The 19,852-nt window shown below is 49.6% G+C and carries 19 protein-coding genes; 4 read left to right on the top strand and 15 right to left on the bottom strand.

The annotated features are described in order from the left end of the window. Positions 1–56: 56 nt before the first annotated feature. A complete protein-coding gene (locus NSS83_RS33245; RefSeq protein WP_341186406.1) occupies positions 57–962 on the top strand; it encodes a helix-turn-helix domain-containing protein in 906 nt (301 codons plus the stop codon). Positions 963–1,039: 77 nt separating this feature from the next. Here NSS83_RS33245 and NSS83_RS33240 read toward each other — a convergent pair whose 3' ends face one another. The 9 genes from NSS83_RS33240 to NSS83_RS33200 form a co-directional block, all read right to left on the bottom strand. Further along, a complete protein-coding gene (locus tag NSS83_RS33240; RefSeq protein WP_341186407.1) occupies positions 1,040–2,224 on the bottom strand; it encodes an MFS transporter in 1,185 nt (394 codons plus the stop codon). A 144-nt stretch (positions 2,225–2,368) separates the two neighbouring features. Continuing rightward, positions 2,369–2,671 (bottom strand): metalloregulator ArsR/SmtB family transcription factor, encoded by a 303-nt coding sequence (locus NSS83_RS33235; RefSeq protein WP_341150994.1) that lies wholly within the window; start codon positions 2,669–2,671, stop codon positions 2,369–2,371. 340 nt (positions 2,672–3,011) lie between these two features. Then, entirely contained in the window at positions 3,012–3,836 is an 825-nt protein-coding gene (locus NSS83_RS33230) for a carbohydrate ABC transporter permease (protein WP_341186408.1), read from the bottom strand. Continuing rightward, positions 3,829–4,725 carry a sugar ABC transporter permease gene (locus NSS83_RS33225; RefSeq protein ID WP_340754232.1) on the bottom strand — a complete coding sequence of 299 codons (897 nt, stop codon included), beginning with the start codon at positions 4,723–4,725 and terminating at the stop codon, positions 3,829–3,831. Before NSS83_RS33225 ends, NSS83_RS33230 begins: the two co-directional genes overlap by 8 nt. 108 nt (positions 4,726–4,833) lie before the next feature. Further along, positions 4,834–6,162, bottom strand: coding sequence for an extracellular solute-binding protein (locus NSS83_RS33220; protein WP_340941521.1), 1,329 nt, complete (start codon positions 6,160–6,162; stop codon positions 4,834–4,836). Positions 6,163–6,356: 194 nt separating this feature from the next. Beyond that, a complete protein-coding gene (locus tag NSS83_RS33215) occupies positions 6,357–8,132 on the bottom strand; it encodes a sensor histidine kinase (RefSeq protein WP_341186409.1) in 1,776 nt (591 codons plus the stop codon). A gap of 5 nt (positions 8,133–8,137) precedes the next feature. Continuing rightward, positions 8,138–9,811 (bottom strand): response regulator transcription factor, encoded by a 1,674-nt coding sequence (locus NSS83_RS33210; protein ID WP_341186410.1) that lies wholly within the window; start codon positions 9,809–9,811, stop codon positions 8,138–8,140. A gap of 586 nt (positions 9,812–10,397) precedes the next feature. Continuing rightward, positions 10,398–11,021, bottom strand: coding sequence for a hypothetical protein (locus NSS83_RS33205; protein WP_341347407.1), 624 nt, complete (start codon positions 11,019–11,021; stop codon positions 10,398–10,400). Between the two features lie 14 nt (positions 11,022–11,035). Next, positions 11,036–11,572 carry a hypothetical protein gene (locus tag NSS83_RS33200; RefSeq protein WP_341186412.1) on the bottom strand — a complete coding sequence of 179 codons (537 nt, stop codon included), beginning with the start codon at positions 11,570–11,572 and terminating at the stop codon, positions 11,036–11,038. A 142-nt stretch (positions 11,573–11,714) separates the two neighbouring features. Between NSS83_RS33200 and NSS83_RS33195 the strand changes: the two genes are divergently transcribed. Further along, entirely contained in the window at positions 11,715–11,945 is a 231-nt protein-coding gene (locus tag NSS83_RS33195; protein WP_341186413.1) for a hypothetical protein, read from the top strand. Between the two features lie 196 nt (positions 11,946–12,141). Here the strand turns inward: NSS83_RS33195 and NSS83_RS33190 are convergent, their stop codons facing one another. From NSS83_RS33190 to NSS83_RS33165, 6 genes are all read right to left on the bottom strand, one after another. After that, on the bottom strand, positions 12,142–13,230 hold the full coding sequence (locus NSS83_RS33190) for an alpha/beta hydrolase (protein ID WP_341347406.1): 1,089 nt from the start codon (positions 13,228–13,230) through the stop codon (positions 12,142–12,144). An 11-nt stretch (positions 13,231–13,241) separates the two neighbouring features. Continuing rightward, entirely contained in the window at positions 13,242–13,685 is a 444-nt protein-coding gene (locus NSS83_RS33185; protein WP_341186415.1) for a GNAT family N-acetyltransferase, read from the bottom strand. Positions 13,686–13,700: 15 nt separating this feature from the next. Next, positions 13,701–14,135 carry a hypothetical protein gene (locus NSS83_RS33180; RefSeq protein WP_341186416.1) on the bottom strand — a complete coding sequence of 145 codons (435 nt, stop codon included), beginning with the start codon at positions 14,133–14,135 and terminating at the stop codon, positions 13,701–13,703. Between the two features lie 28 nt (positions 14,136–14,163). Next, positions 14,164–14,703 (bottom strand): AAA family ATPase, encoded by a 540-nt coding sequence (locus tag NSS83_RS33175; RefSeq protein ID WP_341186417.1) that lies wholly within the window; start codon positions 14,701–14,703, stop codon positions 14,164–14,166. Between the two features lie 492 nt (positions 14,704–15,195). Further along, positions 15,196–16,602 carry an NAD-dependent malic enzyme gene (locus NSS83_RS33170; RefSeq protein WP_341347405.1) on the bottom strand — a complete coding sequence of 469 codons (1,407 nt, stop codon included), beginning with the start codon at positions 16,600–16,602 and terminating at the stop codon, positions 15,196–15,198. Between the two features lie 81 nt (positions 16,603–16,683). Further along, the gene (locus tag NSS83_RS33165) at positions 16,684–17,175 is read right to left on the bottom strand and encodes a hypothetical protein (protein WP_341186420.1); all 492 of its coding nucleotides are present in this window, start codon (positions 17,173–17,175) and stop codon (positions 16,684–16,686) included. A gap of 135 nt (positions 17,176–17,310) precedes the next feature. Between NSS83_RS33165 and NSS83_RS33160 the strand changes: the two genes are divergently transcribed. Next, positions 17,311–18,303 carry an acryloyl-CoA reductase gene (locus tag NSS83_RS33160; protein WP_341186421.1) on the top strand — a complete coding sequence of 331 codons (993 nt, stop codon included), beginning with the start codon at positions 17,311–17,313 and terminating at the stop codon, positions 18,301–18,303. An 80-nt stretch (positions 18,304–18,383) separates the two neighbouring features. Then, a complete protein-coding gene (locus NSS83_RS33155; RefSeq protein ID WP_341186422.1) occupies positions 18,384–19,838 on the top strand; it encodes a prolyl oligopeptidase family serine peptidase in 1,455 nt (484 codons plus the stop codon). Positions 19,839–19,852: the final 14 nt, after the last annotated feature.

Below are 19,852 nucleotides of genomic sequence, written 5' to 3'. Positions count from 1 at the left end.
TAATCAGGCTTCGATTACTGCCCGATGATATGCTTCTTACGAAAGGAGGGATTGCCGTGGAGTGGCTAGAACGAATGAATCGGGCGATCAGCTATATTGAAGACAACCTGGAACAAGATATTGCTTACGATCAAATCGCTAAAATCGCCTTATGTTCGGTTTACCAGTTTCAACGTATGTTTTCATTTGTTCTTGATGTCCCCTTGTCCGAATATATCAGGCGCAGAAGACTGACGCTGGCTGCGTTTGATCTAAAGGACAGAAAGAACACTGTGCTGGAGATAGCCTTGAAGTACAGGTATGAATCACCGGAAGCCTTCTCCCGTGCATTTCACAATCTGCATGGAATGACGCCTACATTAGCGCGCAATGCCGGAAGTGAGTTAAGAGCCTATCCCCGCATCTCCTTTCAAATCATCTTAAAGGGAGTGACCGGAATGAATTACCGGATGGAGAAACGGGATGCTTTTCAAGTGTATGGGCTGGAGGATATCTACCACTACGACACTATTGCGAATGAAGCGGGCGTAACGATCCCGGAGGTCTGGCAAAATATATTCAAGAATGGTGAGTTCGAACGTTTAGCCCAATCAGTAAGCGGGGCTTGGAGAGACGAAGGCAATTTCAGTAAGGAGCTTGGAGCGGTCTTTGCCTTCGATGCCTATACCTTCACTAGCAACTCGACCTTCCCATACCTAATCGGGTGCTACAAAGCGCCAGGCAGCCAAGTGAAAGGATACACTGTGGTTGATGTTCCCGCAGCTACGTGGGTCGTATTCTCAACACTCCATGATGGGAATGGCAGCGGCAAGTATGATTTACGGTCTTTGAAGAATCGTATCTTCTCGGAATGGCTGCCAACATCAACCTATACGATTCTAGATGGCGGCAATTTCGAAATGTATGGTACAAGCGCAGATGGCTATGAATATTGTGAACTATGGTATAGAGTCGGGGAATAGGATGAAAAAAGCGGTGCCCGGAATAACCGGCCACCGTTTTTTTGTCACCAGATGTATTTCTGCAAGGTTAGCAACATTCACTGGTTCTGAACTAGATGTTGAACATTCATCTCTGATTTAGAATTCATTCTATATAAAATGAGCGTAGCGATTATAGCAATCGCAACCCCAACAGCACCAATCCATGTAATAGATACAAGCGAGACTGCTTCAATAGCTACTCCCCCTATCCCAGCACCCGCTGCCATAGCAAGCTGCATCATAGACTGATTAAGGCCAAGCATCACACCTGACGCTTCGGGTTCAATTGTCGTTAAATGATATTGCTGCGTTGGACCAGAGGACCATGCGGAGAAGGACCACAACAATAGCACAACCATTACACCAATGAGTGTATTCGTTACTAAAGACAATAGGATCAGCATTACAATATGGAGTATCAACCCGCTGAATAAGGTTCGGTTAACCCCCCACCGGTCTGTGCTGAAGCCACCGATTTTGGAGCCTATCATGCTGGCTATTCCAAATATAAGCAAAGCTCCGCTGAGATATTTATCATTTATGCCCGATACTTCAAGCAGATACGGTGAAAGATACGTATATGCTACCGAATATCCGCCAAGCCAAAAGAAGGTAATCGAGAGTCCCAGTGCGACCTTAGGCTTTTGTAGCAAACGTAATTGTTGCCTTAATGGAATAGGTTCATCTCCCTTAACACGCGGGATGGCGAAAGAAAGTATAATCATTGCGATAATCCCTAAAAGGGCGATTCCCCCGAACACAGATTTCCAGCCAAGCGTATCCGCTGCAATGCGCCCAAGAGGTACGCCTATGATTAATGATGCTGTAAAGCCCATTACGACCGTTGCAATCGCACTTGCTTGTTTACCCTCTGGGGCAATTTTCGCTGCGATGTTTAAGGCGGTAACAACCACTACCCCTGCGCCTATGGCCATAATGATGCGGGCAACTACAAACAATCCATACCCGGGCAAAAGAACAGCGAGAATGTTAGATACCACAAACAAACCTAGACCCATCATAATTAATTTTCGTCTGTCTATACCTGCGGTTACAGCCATAAGAATTGGAGTGAATATAGCGTAGACTAGCGAAAAAATCGTAATTAATTGTCCGGCTGCAGCAACTGAAACACCAAGAGAAAGGGATACCTTATCTAGAATGCCAGACAGAATATACTCCGACGTCCCGACCAAAAAACTAACAATGGCTAAAATATACACCTTCCAGCTTACAGACATAGAATGATACAACTCCTTTGAATATTTTTGAATATACAATTCGTGAATTGTCGATTTGATATCTAAAAAGACATATCGCGAATTGTCGAATCATAGTGCCGAGAAAAAGCTGAATTCTGTGTACAGAACTCAGTTTCATCTCTCTTACATCTCACTCATCGTATACTGGGCTAACTGACGTATAGCTTCTTCGTCTCTCTGATAATACGTAAATTTGCCTATACGTTTTGTGGTGATTAGCCCTGCCCGCTGCAACATCGTAAGATATTGAGAGGCCGTTGACTGAGTCATGTTCAGCTTGTCGGTTATTTGACTTACACAAACCCCAATCTCCTCCATATCCACTCCTTCGTGGGGTTTAAAATGGACGTATGGCTCTTTGAGCCATTGTAAGATCTGTAACCTGGATTCATTCGATAAAGCCTTAAATACATCTATTGGATTCATAATCATTATTATATCGATGATTTGCGATATGTCAATACGGAAGACATATTGGTTTTCCTTTAGGGATTTTAAACCCCCCTTGCTTTTGCTTTTCTCTTTGCCTTTATCCTTTCCCCCTGCCCTACCCCCAAAGTAAGTGAACTTGAGCTTCCCCCTATTTGGGAGGAGTGGCGGAGGGGATGTTTGGAACTGTAGGAGCGGTAGCGTCCGCCTTTGTCTCCAGATTTCAACCGCTGGAAGCGGCTTGAATCAAGAAATCTGGAGACAACAGCGGCCGAAAGTCCAAACAATCTCCGGAGCCACGACTATTCCCAATATAGAGAGGTAACTCCTGTTCACCTTACTTCACCGACCCGATCATCCCAGCCACAAAATGCTTCTGCATCACGAAGAATACCAGCGCAGTAGGGATCGTGCCGATTACGATCGCTATCATAATCATGCCGTAGTCCGGGGCGTAGCCTGAGCCGAGGGTCGATATGAGCAGTGGCATGGTCTTGGTCTGCGGAGTCTGCAATACGATCAGCGGCCAGAGATAGTTGTTCCAGCTCGACATGAACGTAATGATCGCTCCGGCTGCGTAAGTCGTCTTCATGGTTGGCAGGTAGATGCGCAGGAAGATGCCCAGCTCACTGAGCCCATCCATCCGGCCGGCCTCCAGCAGCTCCTTCGGGAACATTTTGGTGCTCTGCCGGAAAAAGAAGATCAGGAACGCAGTGGTCACGGTAGGCAGAATGACCGAGGTCATCGTATCGATACCCATCCACGGAAAGACGTTCGAGATCTGGCCGAACATCCGGTAGAGCGGGATCATCAGCGCGGCGAACGGAATCATCATCGACAGCAGCAGAATGTTGAAGACTATGTCCTTCGAGCGGCTGCGGAACACCTCGAAGCCGTAACCGGCCAGCGAGGCAATCAGCAGCGCCAGCAGCGTGGTGGTTATGGAGATTTTCGCTGAATTCATCAGGGATACCTGCAGGTCCGTGGTGTCCAGCAGCTTGCGCAGATTCTCCATCAGATGGGTGCCCGGCAGCAGCCGCCCGCGGGTGACATCCACCGACTGGTTCGTCGAGCTGACGACCATCCACAGGAATGGAAAGATCGAGACAAAGGCCGCGATGCTCAGGAACAGATACATGAAGAACCGTTTACTTTTAGCCATTCTTATCACCTGCCACTTTGAACTGGATGACCGACAGCAGCGCGATCATAATGACAATCGAATACGATACGGTGGCTGCATAGCCGAAGTCTGCTGCATATTTGAACGACAAATTGTAGATATACTGGGAGATCGTCTGGGTCGCGTTGCCCGGGCCGCCCTTTGTAATATTCATGACCTCGTCGAACAATTGCAGCGTTCCGATGGTTGAAGTAATCGAGGTGAACAGGATGATCGGCTTCAGCAGCGGGACCGTAATTCCGAAGAACTGGCGGGTAGACGATGCTCCGTCAATTTTGGCGGCCTCGTAGATGGAGTGATCGATATTTTGCAGGGCCGACAGGTAAAAAATCATATTGTAACCCGTCCAGCGCCAAGTGATCGCTATGATAATGGTGATTTTGGCCCAGAACGGATCGGTGATCCATTCTATCGGGGCACTGACCAGATGGAGCTTCAGCAGCATCGTATTCACCAGGCCGTTGCCGGAGAACAAATACTTGAATACCACAGAATACGCAACCAGTGAAGTGACACAGGGCAGGAAGATCGCCGTCCGGAAAAACCCCTTGAATCTCAGCTTGCTGTCATTCAGCAGCACCGAGATAAACAGCGCAAGGATGATCATCAGCGGCACTTGAACCAGCAGATAGATGAAGGTGTTCTTAACCGATACTATGAATGTCTTGTCAGACAGAAGCCGTGAATAGTTATCGAAGCCGGTGAAGGTAAGATTGCTGCCCGTTCCCGTCTGGAACGACAGAATAAGTGCCTGAAGCATCGGATAGAAATAGAAGACGAAGATCAGAATGACCGCAAGCAGGACGAAGGACCATCCGGTCAACACGCTTTTGGTGCGGAATCTTAGTTTGGAATTGGTTTGATGCACAGCTGCCCAGTCCTTTCCTGAATATTATAAAATAAACCCCGGACGCCGCCCGCCTCCTGAACTCCCGGAAGCTGCTGGCCACGCCCAAGGTCACTATATAAGAGCTAACTATTTAATCTGTGACTCGGCCTGGGCCTGGGCATCGCTCAGCACGCTGTCAATATCCTTGCCGTTCAGATAATTCTGCATCTCTACAATCAGGATGTCTTCAATCGCATACGTGTTGATTCCGTAATTGACACTTGGGATCTGCTCCGTCCAGGCGGCGAAATCCGATACAATCTTCTGGCCGCTGAAGAATTCATTGGCCTGGCTGTAAGCTTCTCCGCCCGCAGCCGCTTTGAAGGTCCCAATGACACCGATGTCCGTCAGCAGCTTCTGGTACATTTCCACATTCGAGCCGAAGGTCTTTGCCATGAAGTCTGCTGCCGTCTCCTTACCATCCACATTCATCACATACCAGGAGCTTCCGCCCAGGTTCGAGGCATGAACGGATTTGTTCACCGTCAGCTTCGGAAGCGGTGCAATGCCCCACTTGCCGGATTGTGACGCTTCAGCCGTAATCGAAGGGGTAATCCAGTTGCCTGTCGGCACGGAGGCGACATCACCGCTGTTCAGGGCAGCCACGAACTGGCTCCAGTCTGCATGCACCTTGGCTACGTTCGATTCGGTCAGCTCCTTATAGGTTTCAAAAGCTTCCTTAAGCGGTGCATTTCCCGCGATATTCGGCGTCTTGCCATCTTCCTTCAGGTACCACTCGCCTGCGGATTGAATCATCACCCGGATCAGGCCGAGGTCGTTCGGGTCCAGGGTAATCAGCGCTTTGCCGGTCTTCTCTTTCACCGCTTTGCCGATTTCAATATATTGCTTCCAGTCGATATCCTGCAGATCGGCCAGCTTGTAGCCTGCCTGCTCCAGATAGTCGGTTCTAAGATAGAGGCCGGTCACGCCGGAGTCAAAAGGAATCCCATACTGCTTGCCGTCCAGGCTGGTCGGTCCGCTTTTGTAATCCGCGAAGTCGGTGCCCTTGATCGAGCTGCTCAGATCGTAGAAGGAATCCTTATACGATTGCAGGAAGCTCTGGGAACGGTAATCCTCAATCAGCACGATGTTCGGCAGACCCTTGGTGGTTCCGGAATTCAGTCCCGTGTTCAGCTTCTGGATAATATCCGCTTGGGCATATTCCACAATGTTTATTTTCACGTCAGGATTTGTCTTGGCATATTCTGCTTTGGCCACTTCCAGCGCGGCGATGTTGAATGCAGGGTCCCAAGCCCAAATCGTAATTTCCTTCGCCTGTGCAGGCTCTGTAGCTGTTGTATTCTCTGTCTTTCCCGTGTCCGCAGCAGTGTTGCCGGAATTCTTGGACCCGGAGTTCGAGCTGCAGGCCGTAAGCAGCAGCAGGCAAATCAGGACTAACGCAAAGCCTTTTTTCATTGGTAAGCCTCCCCTTTGATGCGCTTTACTGTATTTCGCTTGTATGTAAGCGCTTATTTATTACATAAGTAATCTTATCACCCGTTCCAGGGGACCCGTTAGAACTTACTTTATGGGGATTGGTCATTTTATCGCCTGATTGTAAGCGTTACCTTGTTTGGCATTTGTTCTTTTTTTGGAAAATGGTAATAATCTCACTTCTTCATCAGCGGCAGGCGGATTCGGATGGCAGTCCCCTCTCCAGGCGCACTCTTAATCGTGACTCCATATTCTTCGCCGTACATCAGCACCAGCCGGTCATGCACATTGCGGATACCGATTCCGGTGAACAGCTGGCGCTTTCCCTCAAGGCCGGGCATAGGCAGATCAGCCGCACCAGTATCCATCCCGTCCCCGTTGTCCACCACCTCGCAGAGCAGGGACCCGGCATCCTGGGAGATTAGGATATGGATATATCCGCCGCTTTTGTGCGTAAACGCATGGAAGAAGGCATTCTCAATGAACGGCTGAATAATCAGCTTCGGCAGCTGGTATTCCATACAGTCCGGGGAGACGAAGAAATTCACCCTGATCCGTTCGCCGTACCGCACATGGTTGATGAACACATAAGACTTCAGATTCTCCAGCTCCTGCGTCACCGTAATGCTCTCACTGACATTGCTCAGCGCATTCTGCAGCATCGAGATTAGGGCATGAATCGTATGCACCGCCTTCTCTTGGCTGCCCTGCTGCACCAGGAAGTTGACCGAAGCCAGCGTATTGTACAGAAAATGCGGGTTAATCTGATGCTGCAAGGCCGCAAGCTCGGCATTCCGCTGCTCCTTCTGCGTCTCCACCAGTTTCTCGACATATTCATTCAGCTCGTCCAGCATATAGTTATAGGCATGGCCCAGCTCCTGAAATTCAAAGCTCCCCGTAACCGTAATGTAGTTGTGGAAGTTACGCTCGGTGATCTTGGACATCTGCCGGGTAAGCAGCGTGAGCGAGCGGGTCAGCCTTCTGAAGATCAGGAACACCACGATCAGGGCCACGGCCACGATGGCTGAGCAGAACAGCACGACCATTTTACCGTTGACCATCTGGCCGAGGGCCGTCTGCTTATCGATCAGGTTCACAATATAGAAATCATAAGACGGCAGGTAATCCGCAATCAGAATCGAATCCGTGCCCTGAAAATCAATGTTCCGGTACGCAAGCTGCTGCTCCTCAATCTCACTGGCCACCTGCAATAGATCTCCTGCCTGCCGGCCCATCAGATCACTCCGGTTGCTGGACACAATCATCCCCTGCTTATTCAGAATCACCACATCGTTCCCGGTACTGACAAAGCTCCCGTAGAAGGAGCGGAAATCCTTTTCATGAATGGTAAAATACAGCGTCCCGTATATATCGCCGCTAGTCCTGTCCATCAGCGCTTTGCTGCCCACGATCACTGCTTCCTTCTTCGGCGCATCCTGCACCGTCTCCTCATAGAACTGATACATCAGCCGTTTCGGCTCAGCCAAAGTATTCCGTGTCAGCTCATGCTGCTGCAGCTCCCGGTCACTCATTAGCAGATTGTTCGTATTGGTGGAATAGCTGCGGCCGTTTTTGCCCATGATTTTGATCCCGACCTGGTAGGCATCGAGCGTGGACTGAATCTTCTTCATCTGCGTGGTCATATTGTAATAGGTCCGCAGCATCCGCAGGGAGTCCGAGTCCTCCTCAGACAAGAAGGAACGGATCGTGCCGCTTAGCTGAGTATTATTGGTAGCCGTAACGATCGAATAATGAAACGCTTCAAAGCTCGACTTAATCTGGCTGATCACCTTGGAATTCGTAATGCTGAAGGTATTCATGAACAGCTTCTCCGACATGCGGACGGTTGTCCAGGAGGAAGCGATGGCTACGGCGATGATGCTGATGAGCATGACGATGAAGATTTTGATGAACAGGCTGTGAAATTTGAACCGTTCCCAGTATCTGCGCATGCGCTCTACTCCTGCCCGTAATGCTGACGCCGGTAGCCGCTCGGGGACAAGCCGGTGTATTTCTTGAACACTTTGCAAAAATAGCTGTGGTCCCCGTACCCGACCATACTGCTAATCTCCGCTATAGGCGCTTCCCCAGCCCGCAGCAGTTCTGCCGCCTTGCCCGTGCGGACCGTGTTGAGATGCTCCTTGAAGCCTTCGCGATTATGAGTTGTGAACAGGCTGGACAGATAGGATGGGTTAAAATGAAAATGACGGGCCAGCTCCGTAAGGGTCAGCGGCTCGGCATAATGCTCCTCTATGTACTGAAGCAGCTTCGCCATATTGGCATTGCCGCCCGGTGCAGACGTTGCCGATGAAGTCAGCTCCATGATCCGGGTCAGATAATGATCCAGAATCTGCATAGCCTGCTCCGCAGTACCCGCTTCATCGATGGCCCGGAACAGGCCGTATTTCCCCTCCTCCAGCTCCTGCAGATGGCTGAACTGATTCGTAATATTGAAGATGATATTGCTGAGGAAGGACTTGAACTGATACACATCCCCGTCATTCTGGCGGCTGAGCGCATCCACATGCTGATGCAGATCACCGAACGCTTCCGTAAGCTGCTGCCGCTTCAGCTGTTCTGTGAACTGCGTCAGATTGAACTTGGGCAGCGGGGCCTCCTGATCTGGACGTTCCAGCTGGTTGAGCAGGATCTGCTCCGGCCGGAAAAACCGGCACTGCTGTAGTCGCTCATTACTCTCCTGCTGGATGGCCGCCAGCTCGCTGAGCGAGCTGAATCTCCGGCTGAGCGTCAGCCGTATTTCCGTTTCTTGCCCAGCCAGCGTATCGGCTAACTGGTGTACAGCCTCCAGCAACTGCGGCCAATGGGCTTCCTCCAGATTAATCAGCATGAATGTAGTGCCCGAAGGCTCTGCGCCTGGAAGGACGCACTGCTTAAGTCCCGGAACTCTCCGGTCCAGTTCTCCGGTAATTGCGGTGGTGACGGTGACAGATGCCGTCTCATATGCAGTGCGGGCGCTGCTGCTTATGGCCGCATGATTGCCGCTAAGGCTAAGGGCGCTATTGTTCATGGCAGCGTTACCGGAGCTACGGTTAAGGGCTTCGCCGCCCGGTACCGGCTGTAGCGTCTCCCAGCCCAGCAGCGCGAAGCCCTTATACGGCAGCTGCCGCTTCACCTCCGCTTCGCTCTCCGGCGGCAGCCGGTAACCGGATAGCATCCGGCCGAGCAGGGTATCCAGCGGCTGCCGGGTTTCTGCTTCCTCCATGGATGCTGCGGCGGCACTCAGTTCCGGGATGCGTTCCCGGGTCTTTTTTAACACCTGCAATAAGGCTCCGGCTTCCAGCTTCGGCTTCAGAATATAGTCCGCCACCCCATGCTGGAACGTCGAGCGCACATAATGGAACTCGCTGAAGCTGCTTAACACAATCACCTCGGTAGCCGGATAATCGCGCTTCACCAGCCTGGTTAACTCCTCGCCATCCATCACCGGCATGACAATATCCGTAATGATGATATGCGGCTGCAAGGTCTGCAGCGAATTCAATGCTTCCCGTCCGTTGGCCGCTTCACCCACGATCTGAAATCCTTCCTGTTCCCAATCCAGCACATACTTAATCCCTTGCCGGACCAGGATTTCATCGTCCACAATCAGCACCTTACATATTGGATTCATGTTTCTCCCCCGCCTTTCATAGTGATCCTCGCCGGCCTATGCCAGTCATGAACGGATTATAAAGCGCTATCATGGAGATGGTCAAACTTAAATTTTGGAGGATCACTGTGAAGATACCTGACACTTAGCGGAGAATTGGAATTGTAACAACAAAAAAAGCTAGAACCTGTGTGTCCCAGCTTTGGAAATAGCCTATTAATGAGGGGGCCGCAGCATCTGCACTATTGCATCAATAATAATCTGTGGTTTCTCTATATGTATATTATGCCCGCTGCCCTGTGCTTCAACCAAGTGCCCTTTAGTGGAGGTATGCCTCACCCTGATAGCTGAAGCGGCAAGTTTTTAAATAATAGCAAATCTTGAACGACAAAAAAACAAGGATCTTTTTCATAGACCTTATCTTTGTTTAGGATTAGGTTGTATTTCTTAATGTCCTCCAAAATTAAAAAGTTTAATCAATCTCCTCTAATTTTGTTCCATTGCCCTTTAGTTTGAAAAAACACCTGATTGTAGACTGCCATATGTTCAAGCACCTAATCTCAGAAGAAGCCGTTCACGTAGCCTTACTGTGAACGGCTTTTTTGAATTATTCTGGTAGTACATTTGCTTTTTTAAGAGCTTGAACATAAAGATTGTGTTTGTAAGCTTTAAGTTCTTTTCCGAACTCCTGTGGCTGATTAGAGTTGTATTTAAGAATATTTTCTTCTAAGAGAAGTTTAGTTAAATTTTGAGCAGTGAGAATTTTTTGATATTCTTTTGGAGCAAAATCATTCCAATACTCTTCTTCGTCAAGTCCCATGAGTTTTATCAATTTTAATTGTGTATTTTGAATATTTTGAGGTTGTGTTTTTAGAATTTCTCTATTCTTTAGAGCTTCTTGTTTACCCTCTTCTAGAGTTGCAGCAACATTTTTTTGTTGAGCAACGCTCAAATAAATTTGCTCAGTTGCTAGTTGTTCTATTATTTCTTTATCAGTTAGTGATGAATCTCCTATTTGTTGATATGCTTTAAAATTTTCAACATCTTGATTAGTTATTGAAATTTTGTCAAGTTGAAAAATAGTTTTTGTCTCAAGTTGTAAATTACTTTCAACTTGTTTAGGGATCTGTGAAGATTTAGTTTCCAATGGAGTTTCAGCAGATAACATAACACTAAAAGAAATTACTCCCGCAAAAAGAACTGCAAAACTGGCAATATATTTTTTTTTCATAAATTCCTCTCCCCTTACCAAGTGAAATCAACTTGTCCTGTAGTATCTACTTGAAAAGACCCACTGCCTCCAACAAATACTGATTGTCCATATCCACTTCCTGAGGTGGAACTATACAAAGCCTGAGTATCATTATATTTGCCTATCATTACCCAACTAGGATCACTCAAATAACTACCATAATTGGGCAATGAAACATTTGAACCCCTAATATTAAGAATACCGGGCCCAAAAGTCGCATTAGGATAAACGTCCCATGCACTTAGAAAGGTTTTACTTACCAGTTCTCTTTTTGTAGCTAAGAGATTAGAGCCGGACGTTGTTGAATAAATACTTACGTAGGAGGTGACACTGACCGGAGAGTAAATATATCCTCCACTTGCAACCCGCCAAATCGAAATTAGATCAGTATCCTCAGGAAAGAATGCCAACGGTTTTATTACTGATTCTTCATCAACAGAAGCGGCATGGACAGATTGGGCTGAATTCCCTCCAATAAGTAACACTGGTAAAATTATTGCCGTAAGAATTAGTGTTTTTACTTTAGTCATTTTTCCACCTCTAAATTATAGATTTGCAGCTGCATCTATATCATTCCATAATAAGGGAATTAATTCAAGTTTAATGGATTATTTCATCATAAATCTTTTTTTATGTTATAATATGGTTAAACTAGGTGAGGAGCGTGTTACAATGGAACAGAAAACTCATGAAACACAATCAACCGATAAAAACATTATTGAACAAAAATCAACTTATATAGATGAGCAGCTAAACCCTTTGCAACAAATTGAAGCTGGTGGCCCACCAAAAAAAGTGGATCTTCAAAGCTTGCCTGTACCATTAAGATATATTGGATATTGTATCGTTTTTGGAATCCCTTTACTGTTTTTAACATTAATTATTGTAAGTTTTCTTAAGTAATGTTTTCTAAAGAGAGCATGGGAATTCGTTAAGAAGAATGCGGCTTGTTTTATACAACCATCCCTAACAGGAAGCGGATCATGGAGTGCGCCTCCGACCCAATTCCGGTAAAGTTGGTTCAGCAGTTACTGGGCCATTCCACTCGCTGCTGCATTCTTCTCCTCAGAAACACAGAAGACTCTCTTCCAGACCATCATCAGGCAGATTCACTTCGGCATCCAAAAGGATATGCGAAGCATAGAACTCGAATTCTACCTGCAGGTGCAACAACATTTTTTTGAACTGGCCCCTTCTGCCGAAACGGCGGAAGGGGCTTTTGCTGTGAATCGGCAAAAGCCCCTTCGAAGTACATCATCATTCTATAGTACAAATAAACTTGCAGGAGCCCGTTTACGCAATGTTCCGACCGGAGCGTGAACTCCCCTGCTCCAATGGCCCTCATGCTGTAAATAAAGACTCCTGCTATTTTTTTCCAAAAAAACTTGCCCCAACTTATGATACGGTTCAGCTCATTTGCCACTTCCCACAGCTTCTCTCTTATGGTCCGCTTCGTATCTTCTGAAGTCCCCGGATAGAAGTCATTGACTATTTCCGATTTGATAACGGTCAATGGAATATCGGTTTGCATCAGTTCCCTAACCTGCTCATAGCCGGCCTGAACATTAGAGAACTCGCTGTGCATGGCCGCTATAGTCTTTTTTTGAAAGGATAATCTCCATAACAACTCTTGCGTCTGCTTCGAAAAAGGCTTAATGGTAGCTGAAAAACCGGGGAAGCTTCTTAACGCGGACAAGACCTTTAACAATCCAGTTCTGGATAGCAAATTCAGGGCCCGATAGAACCTCGCCGCCAAAATCTGCCCCTTCACATGCTCTTCCGGAAACCGCGCTGTAACTTCATCCTCATGCATCGAATCTACCAGCACTACTCCCGCCACCAGACCGGGATATTTCCCGGTAAACAGCCTTACATTTAATCCGCCATAGGAATGACCGACCAATAAATAGGGACTTTTCATTCCAGATTGCTGCAATAGCTCATACAACTCAGTTACGCACTGCTCATTGGTACGCGGAAACGGTCCTGGCTCACTCCAGCCATAGCCCGCACGATCATATACGATAACTTGTGTGACCTTAGCAACCTCAGGAGCAACAAGTGACCAGAACAATGCAGAAGAACCACAGCCATGCTCCAACACTACTGGAGGCAAGCCTTTGTCCTCACCCATAATACTGTGATACAACTTATGATTTCCTACACTTATAAGTTTCCCCTCAATCATATGTTCCCGCCCTAATGCGAGCTAAGATGCTTGCGGTACCCCTCGACCTTCTCCTCTCTATACCCCATCGCCTCATAGAAAATATGCGCTTCCTTCCGCTTCTCTCCCGACACGAAAATGATATAGTAGCAGTCCCGTTCATGCGCAATCGCTTCGATCGCAGTCATCAGCTTCTTGCCAAGCCCCTGCCGCCGTGCGCGCGAAGATACCACCACATTCTCTATGACCATGAACGGGCGGCAATCCCCCACCAAGTCCTGGCAGACGATCCCCATCAGCGAGCCTAACAATTCCCCGTCCACAAAAGCACCCAGCAGCACATACCGTTCATCCTCCCGGATTGTCCGAAAGGCATTCTCCAGCTTCAACGGGTCCGCCCGTCCGCCCATTAATTCATCGTAGAGTGTGTTCAATGCTTCGAGTGATGCGATTTCGATTTGTTCGATGGTTACCATGGCCGGATACGCCCCCTACTTCTCATTCTTGAGCTCAAACTCCTCACTCTTCCCGTCCCACTCAACAGTGACTTTAATGACGGAGTCTTTTTTCTCAACAGAGCCATTTCCAGAAGCACCCATTTTCAGCATTGCTACTTCAACAGGCCCCTCGATAGTCTGGCTGCCGCTGCTATGTTTAGCTTTGAACGTATATTTCATCTGTTTAATCGTTTCGAGATCAGACTGGTCGCCTTTGTAACGCAGTACTAAGTTATACCGCTTGGAGCTTTCACTGGTCACTTTATTCTTTTTGGTCAGCTTCTGGCTGGCCTCTTGCTTATACACCCCTGACCAGGTGTCCCCCTCGCCCTTGAACGTATAATTGAAATAGGTCGTTTCCGTATTGCAGGACGTCAGCAGCAATAGCAGAATTGCCGGAAGCAGCAGCACACGAAGTATCGTCCTCATGGTCAGCCCCCTTTTCCCATAGATTCAATTAGCTTGAACGGGATAGGAATTGCAGTACTGCCTCCACCCGCTCCTCCACTGTAAAATCCCCTTCCAGCCGCAACAGATCACCGTTTATCCCAGCCATCCAATCCTCATGCAGCGTGCGGCTGCGGACCTCAGGTCCTGCCGTATCGTACTGCGCCGCCCAAGCCATAAATTCCTGTACATCCTCATATTTATCTCCGCCCGGCAGACCCTCATCACCGTATCGTTCATACTCCCTCGCCCGCAGCCGATCCAGACGTACCTGCTCAGGAATCCACAGGAAAATCACCAGATCGAAGGTATCCCGCAGCGAATCCCCCCAGCCGCAAACCGCACCGGACAGAATCCATGGCTCATGCTGCGCCATATCTGCCTGCAATTTGTTCAGACGCTCTGCCACAACACTTTGCTTCGTATACTTCTGCTCCCAGAAATAATCGTCACTGTCCAATTGAACATGCGGAAGCCTCGCCGCCAGCGCCTTGCCCAAGGTAGTTGTTCCCGCCCCGGAAGCTCCCATAATATGAATTCTGCGGTACATAAGCCCTCCTGAATGATGAATCATTGTATCCATTTGTATATTTTACCATGCTGCCCCTTATATATAAACAGCGTAGCCTGATCTTAAAGGATTCTTCCTCCCCGGCAGGAAGCAAGTGTACAAACGTATCTTAATTTATCGAATATCGGGGATTTCCAGGAGACAAGTGGAAAAAGTCCAACTGTTAACTCAACTTTTGAAGACTTTCCTTGAATCACGATAATTAAGTGTTGTTTATCCAATTGTTGCCCTACCATGCCCCCAACGGCCACCAGCAAATGTACAAAATTCATCTAATTCCTGCCACTCGTCCCTTCCCACCTCTCCCATAAGCACAGGCGTAAGCCTTCCTCCGCTCAATCTATCACTCCCGGGCCCCTGGCATCCTTGCTTTTACATGGCCAACTATATACTCCTGCTCAAAAGCAGACGCAAACAAAGCCGCAGCCTAAGGCCACAGCTTGTTCACCTTCCCCATACTCAGTGGACTCCTCAGCTCACATCCGGCGGGATGCGCCGGGCGATGCCGGTCGCTATGGCGGCCTTAATTACAGCCAGACGTACCTGCTCTACAACCTTCTCGTTGAAAATACTCGGAATAATATACTGCTCATTCCGCTCATCCGGGTGAACCACCGATGCAATGGCCTGCGCCGCTGCGAGCTTCATCTCCAGATTCACCGTCTTGGCCCGGCAGTCCAGCGCCCCGCGGAAAATCCCCGGAAAACACAGCACGTTATTAATCTGGTTAGGGTAATCGCTTCTGCCGGTTGCCAGCACCCGGACGTAAGGCTCGGCCAGATCCGGTTCAATCTCCGGGGTCGGATTAGCCATAGCGAACACGATGCTGTCCTGGGCCATGCTCTGTAAATGGCTAACCTGCAAAATCCCTCCTCTGGATACACCGATGAAGACATCTGCTCCGCGCACCGCCTCATCCAGTCCTCCGCTCAGATTCTCAGTATTCGTGGCTTCGGCCAGCCAGCTCCATTCGGCATTGGTGTAGGATTCGTTCCGGTTCAGTATCCCCTCCTTGTCTACCGCATAGAGATGCTTGGCACCTGCCGCCAGCAGCAGACGGCAAATCGATACGCCTGCCGCACCGATGCCGACGACTACGATTCTGGAGTCTGCAATCGACTTTTCCACGACTTGGAGAGCGTTCAACAGACCGGCCAGCGCAACTACGGCCGTTCCGTGCTGATCATCATGGAAGACTGGAATATCCAGCTCCGCTGATAGCCGGCGTTCAATCTCAAAGCAGCGCGGAGAGCTGATGTCCTCCAGATTAATGCCCCCGAAGCCGGGAGCAACCGCTTTCACAATCTGAATGATTTCTTCCGGGTCCTTAGTGTCCAGACATAGCGGGAACCCGTCAATATCCGCCAGCTGCTTGAACAGCATGGCCTTACCTTCCATCACCGGCATCGCCGCCTCTGGTCCGATATCGCCAAGCCCCAGCACAGCGGTGCCGTCGGTGACGACAGCTACCGTATTTCTTTTCATCGTCAGGGAATACGCCTTGGACGGATCTTCGGCAATCGCCGTACAGACACGGGCCACGCCTGGGGTATACACCAGCGACAGATCCTCGCGGTTCTTGATCGGCATCTTCGGGGTAACCTCGATTTTGCCGCCGAGATGGGCCAGGAAGGTACGGTCGGAGACATTGATGACTTTGATTCCAGGCATATTCTTCAGCACGCTGATAATCTCTTCATTCGCCGCATCCTGCACATTCACGGTCAGGTCACGGGTCGTCACATCCTTGCCGCCACGGATCACGTCAATCGCTACAATATCGCCGCCGGCTGCTGCCAGCCTGGACGCCACATCGCCAAAAGAAGCTTCTGCCTTACGGATTTCAAGCCGGATAATCATCGTTGTTGCAATGGACATAGAGTATGCCTCCCTCATCAGACGGATGAATTCTACCCTCAATATACTACAGTTCACTTGTTGTTCACAATTAAATCCGGGTTAACCGGGAATTTCCCAGTTCTCGGCCAGCTCTAGCAGCTCTGCTTCCGCAGCCTCTTCATCTTGCCCCAATACTTTCGCTTCTATATAGTAGGTGACGGTATCATCGCTCTCACTCTTGCCGGGACGCTGATAACAGAGCCAATAATAAGTAACTTCAGGGGCTGGATAGACCGCACTCCCCTCCTGTATGAACTTGATCAGTTCCCCTTGGCCTGCCGGTGTCTGCACAGGCTTCCTCCATAGCAGCTCTGTATGGTTAGGAATACTGATATAATTACCCGGACGGCTCTGATCACCAAGCGTCAGCTCCAGCCGATCCAGAGTTACAGCCGCAAGCCCTTGCAGATACCGCGCAGGCTCATCCTCACTTAGACGCAGCCTCTGTACTGCCGGACCGGAATCAGATGTTGCGGATACGTACAATGCTCCCCCGCCCAAAACGAGACAGATTGCTGCGATAAGCACGCTTTTATGCAATTTCGCCCTCATATGAACACTCCTTTGTAACCATTTAGTGTGGCATATCATTGTGTTTCCTAGATTGACGGGGCACAATAGTAATGGTGTGAAGCCTATGAATTCTTATGTTTGAACAAATACAGCACGAATTAGGAGAGAGAAGATATGACGAAGCCTTTTCAAGCATTGGTAGTGGACAAGACAGAACCATTCTCCGTTGAGATCAGACCGGTATCCCTGGAGGAACTGCCCGCTGGTGAAGTGTTAATTAAGGTAGCTTATTCCAGTGTAAACTATAAAGACGGGCTGGCAAGCATCCCGAATGGGAATATTGTGCGAAATTATCCGTTCATTCCGGGGATTGACCTGTCAGGAACGGTAGTCTCATCGAAGGACAGCCGTTTCCGCGAAGGCCAGTCTGTCATTGCCACCAGCTATGGGATCGGCGTTTCCCACTTCGGCGGCTTCAGCGAATACGCCCGCATCCCTGCGGATTGGGTTGTTGAACTCCCGGAGGGCTTGACGCTGCGGGAAGCGATGATCTACGGCACGGCCGGATTCACGGCGGCGCTGTCTGTGCAAGCGCTGGAAGCACAAGGCATGACCCCTGACCAGGGAAAAGTGCTCGTTACCGGTGCCACCGGCGGTGTCGGAGGTGCGGCGACCGCTATCCTGGCGAAGCTGGGCTATCAGGTCACTGCCAGTACCGGCAGAACGGCTGAAGCCGGATATCTGCAGGCGCTGGGTGCTGCTGAGGTCATCTCCCGCGAAGAGGTCGCGGGCAGTGCGGTGAAGCCGCTGGACAAGCAGCTCTGGCAGGCTGCCGTAGATTCAGTCGGAGGTGCCCCGCTGGCTGCTGTCCTGAGCAAAATCGCCTACGGCGGCGCAGTGGCCGCAAGCGGCTTAACCGCAGGCACGGCTGTCCCGACCACCGTCCTGCCGTTTATCCTGCGCGGAGTCAGTCTGCTCGGCATCGATTCCGTAGCTTGCCCTATGGAGAAACGGGCCCAGCTCTGGCAGCGCATGGCAGGCGACATGAAGCCTGCGGTGCTGGATACGCTGGTGGACCGTGAGATTTCTCTGACTGAGCTGCCATTGGCACTTCAGGATATTCTCCAGTCGGGCACCCGTGGCCGCGTGCTTGTCCGCTTATCCTAGAAATTAAGCCTTGACCTTGAAGTACACTTCAACCTTTATACTCTAATTGTTCCAGATGAATAGAGTTGGAGGTAGGTCAAATGAGATTATTTGAGATTGCAGTCATAGTTGTGATTCTGGCTGTTACGGCAGGAATGATTGGCCCAAAGAAAAACCGGAGGCTGGATACCCTTATGCTGCTGGCTGTCGTTATAGCTGTGGTGCTACATGGGTTGCTGGAGAATTACCGCATCCAGATGGCTCCGGCCTACGCCGCAGCGCTGGGACTGTTGACCATACTAGGATTCAGACTTATAAAGCGTGCCCGGACGGGCCAGCCTAAACGGTATGCGAAGCTATGGAAGAGTCTCCTGCTTATCCTGGTCCTTCTTCTTTCAGGATTATCCGTCTATGCGGCCAGGCTGCTGCCCATGTTCACACTACCCGAGCCAACAGGGAAATATGCCATCGGGACGATTGCGCGGGAGCTTACCGATGAGCAGCGTGACGAGACACTAAGCGCTGAGGAAGGCGGCAATCGGAAGCTGATGGTAAATGTATGGTATCCGGCCGATCCTGACCAGACTGCAGGTAAGCCTAAGGAGCATTATCCCTCCGCACTGGGCGAAGCGATCAGTCTTGTATTCGGATTGCCGAAGCAGCTATTCAGCCATGTCACCCATATTCCTACACATGTTACAGCTGGAGTGCAGCTCTCGGTACAAGAAGCCCGCTATCCGGTCCTGCTGTTCTCGCCGGGGATCCGCTCCACCAGATTTCAGAGTATGTCAATTATCGAAGAACTGGTCAGTCACGGCTATATTGTCGTAGGGCTGGATCATCCTTATACCTCAGCCAAGGTCACTTACCCGGACGGTGCTTCGGTCAATTACGTGCCTGATCCGAAGTTTGATACTTCCGCAGAGCTCTACAGCTACAATGTGAACGGAATTGCCATCCGTGCAGGGGATGCCAGCTTTGTGCTGGACACCCTGACGGCTTGGAATACCCAAGACCCGAATGGATTATTCCAGGACAGGCTTGATCTCAGCCGTGCAGGAATCTTCGGCCATTCCTATGGCGGGGCTACAACCGCCGAAGCTTTAGCCCAGGACAAGCGCTTCAAGGCAGGTGTCAGTCTGGAGGGCGGGTTCTGGGGACAAGTTGCCCATGAAGGGCTGACGCAGCCTTTTATGTACATGATGACCGGAACGAGTGCGCAGCACCTTGCACATCCCGAAGCGAATACAGATCCCTTGATCTATGAAGAATTCACGCCGGATCTGAAGTCGGTCATGAGCCGCAGCACCAGGGATACCTATTATCTGACGGTGGATCATTTCATTCACCAGAGTTTTACGGATATAGCCCTGCTGTCACCCTCCTTATTCGCCAACGGTCTTGATCCGGTGCATACTGTAGATTTAAGCAGAGCCTATGTCCGGTCGTTCTTCGATCAGTATCTGCTAGATGAGCCGCAGGCGCTGCTAAACGGTCCGTCGGCCGAATACCCGGAAGTAATCTTTGACACGGCCTACACGCACAAGAGACCGTAGAGTAGATAGATATC

Source organism: Paenibacillus sp. FSL H3-0469 (genome assembly GCF_038051945.1).
In the GTDB taxonomy this organism is placed as follows: Bacteria; Bacillota; Bacilli; order Paenibacillales; family Paenibacillaceae; genus Paenibacillus_AQ.
This window is presented reverse-complemented; position numbering and strand designations above follow the sequence as displayed.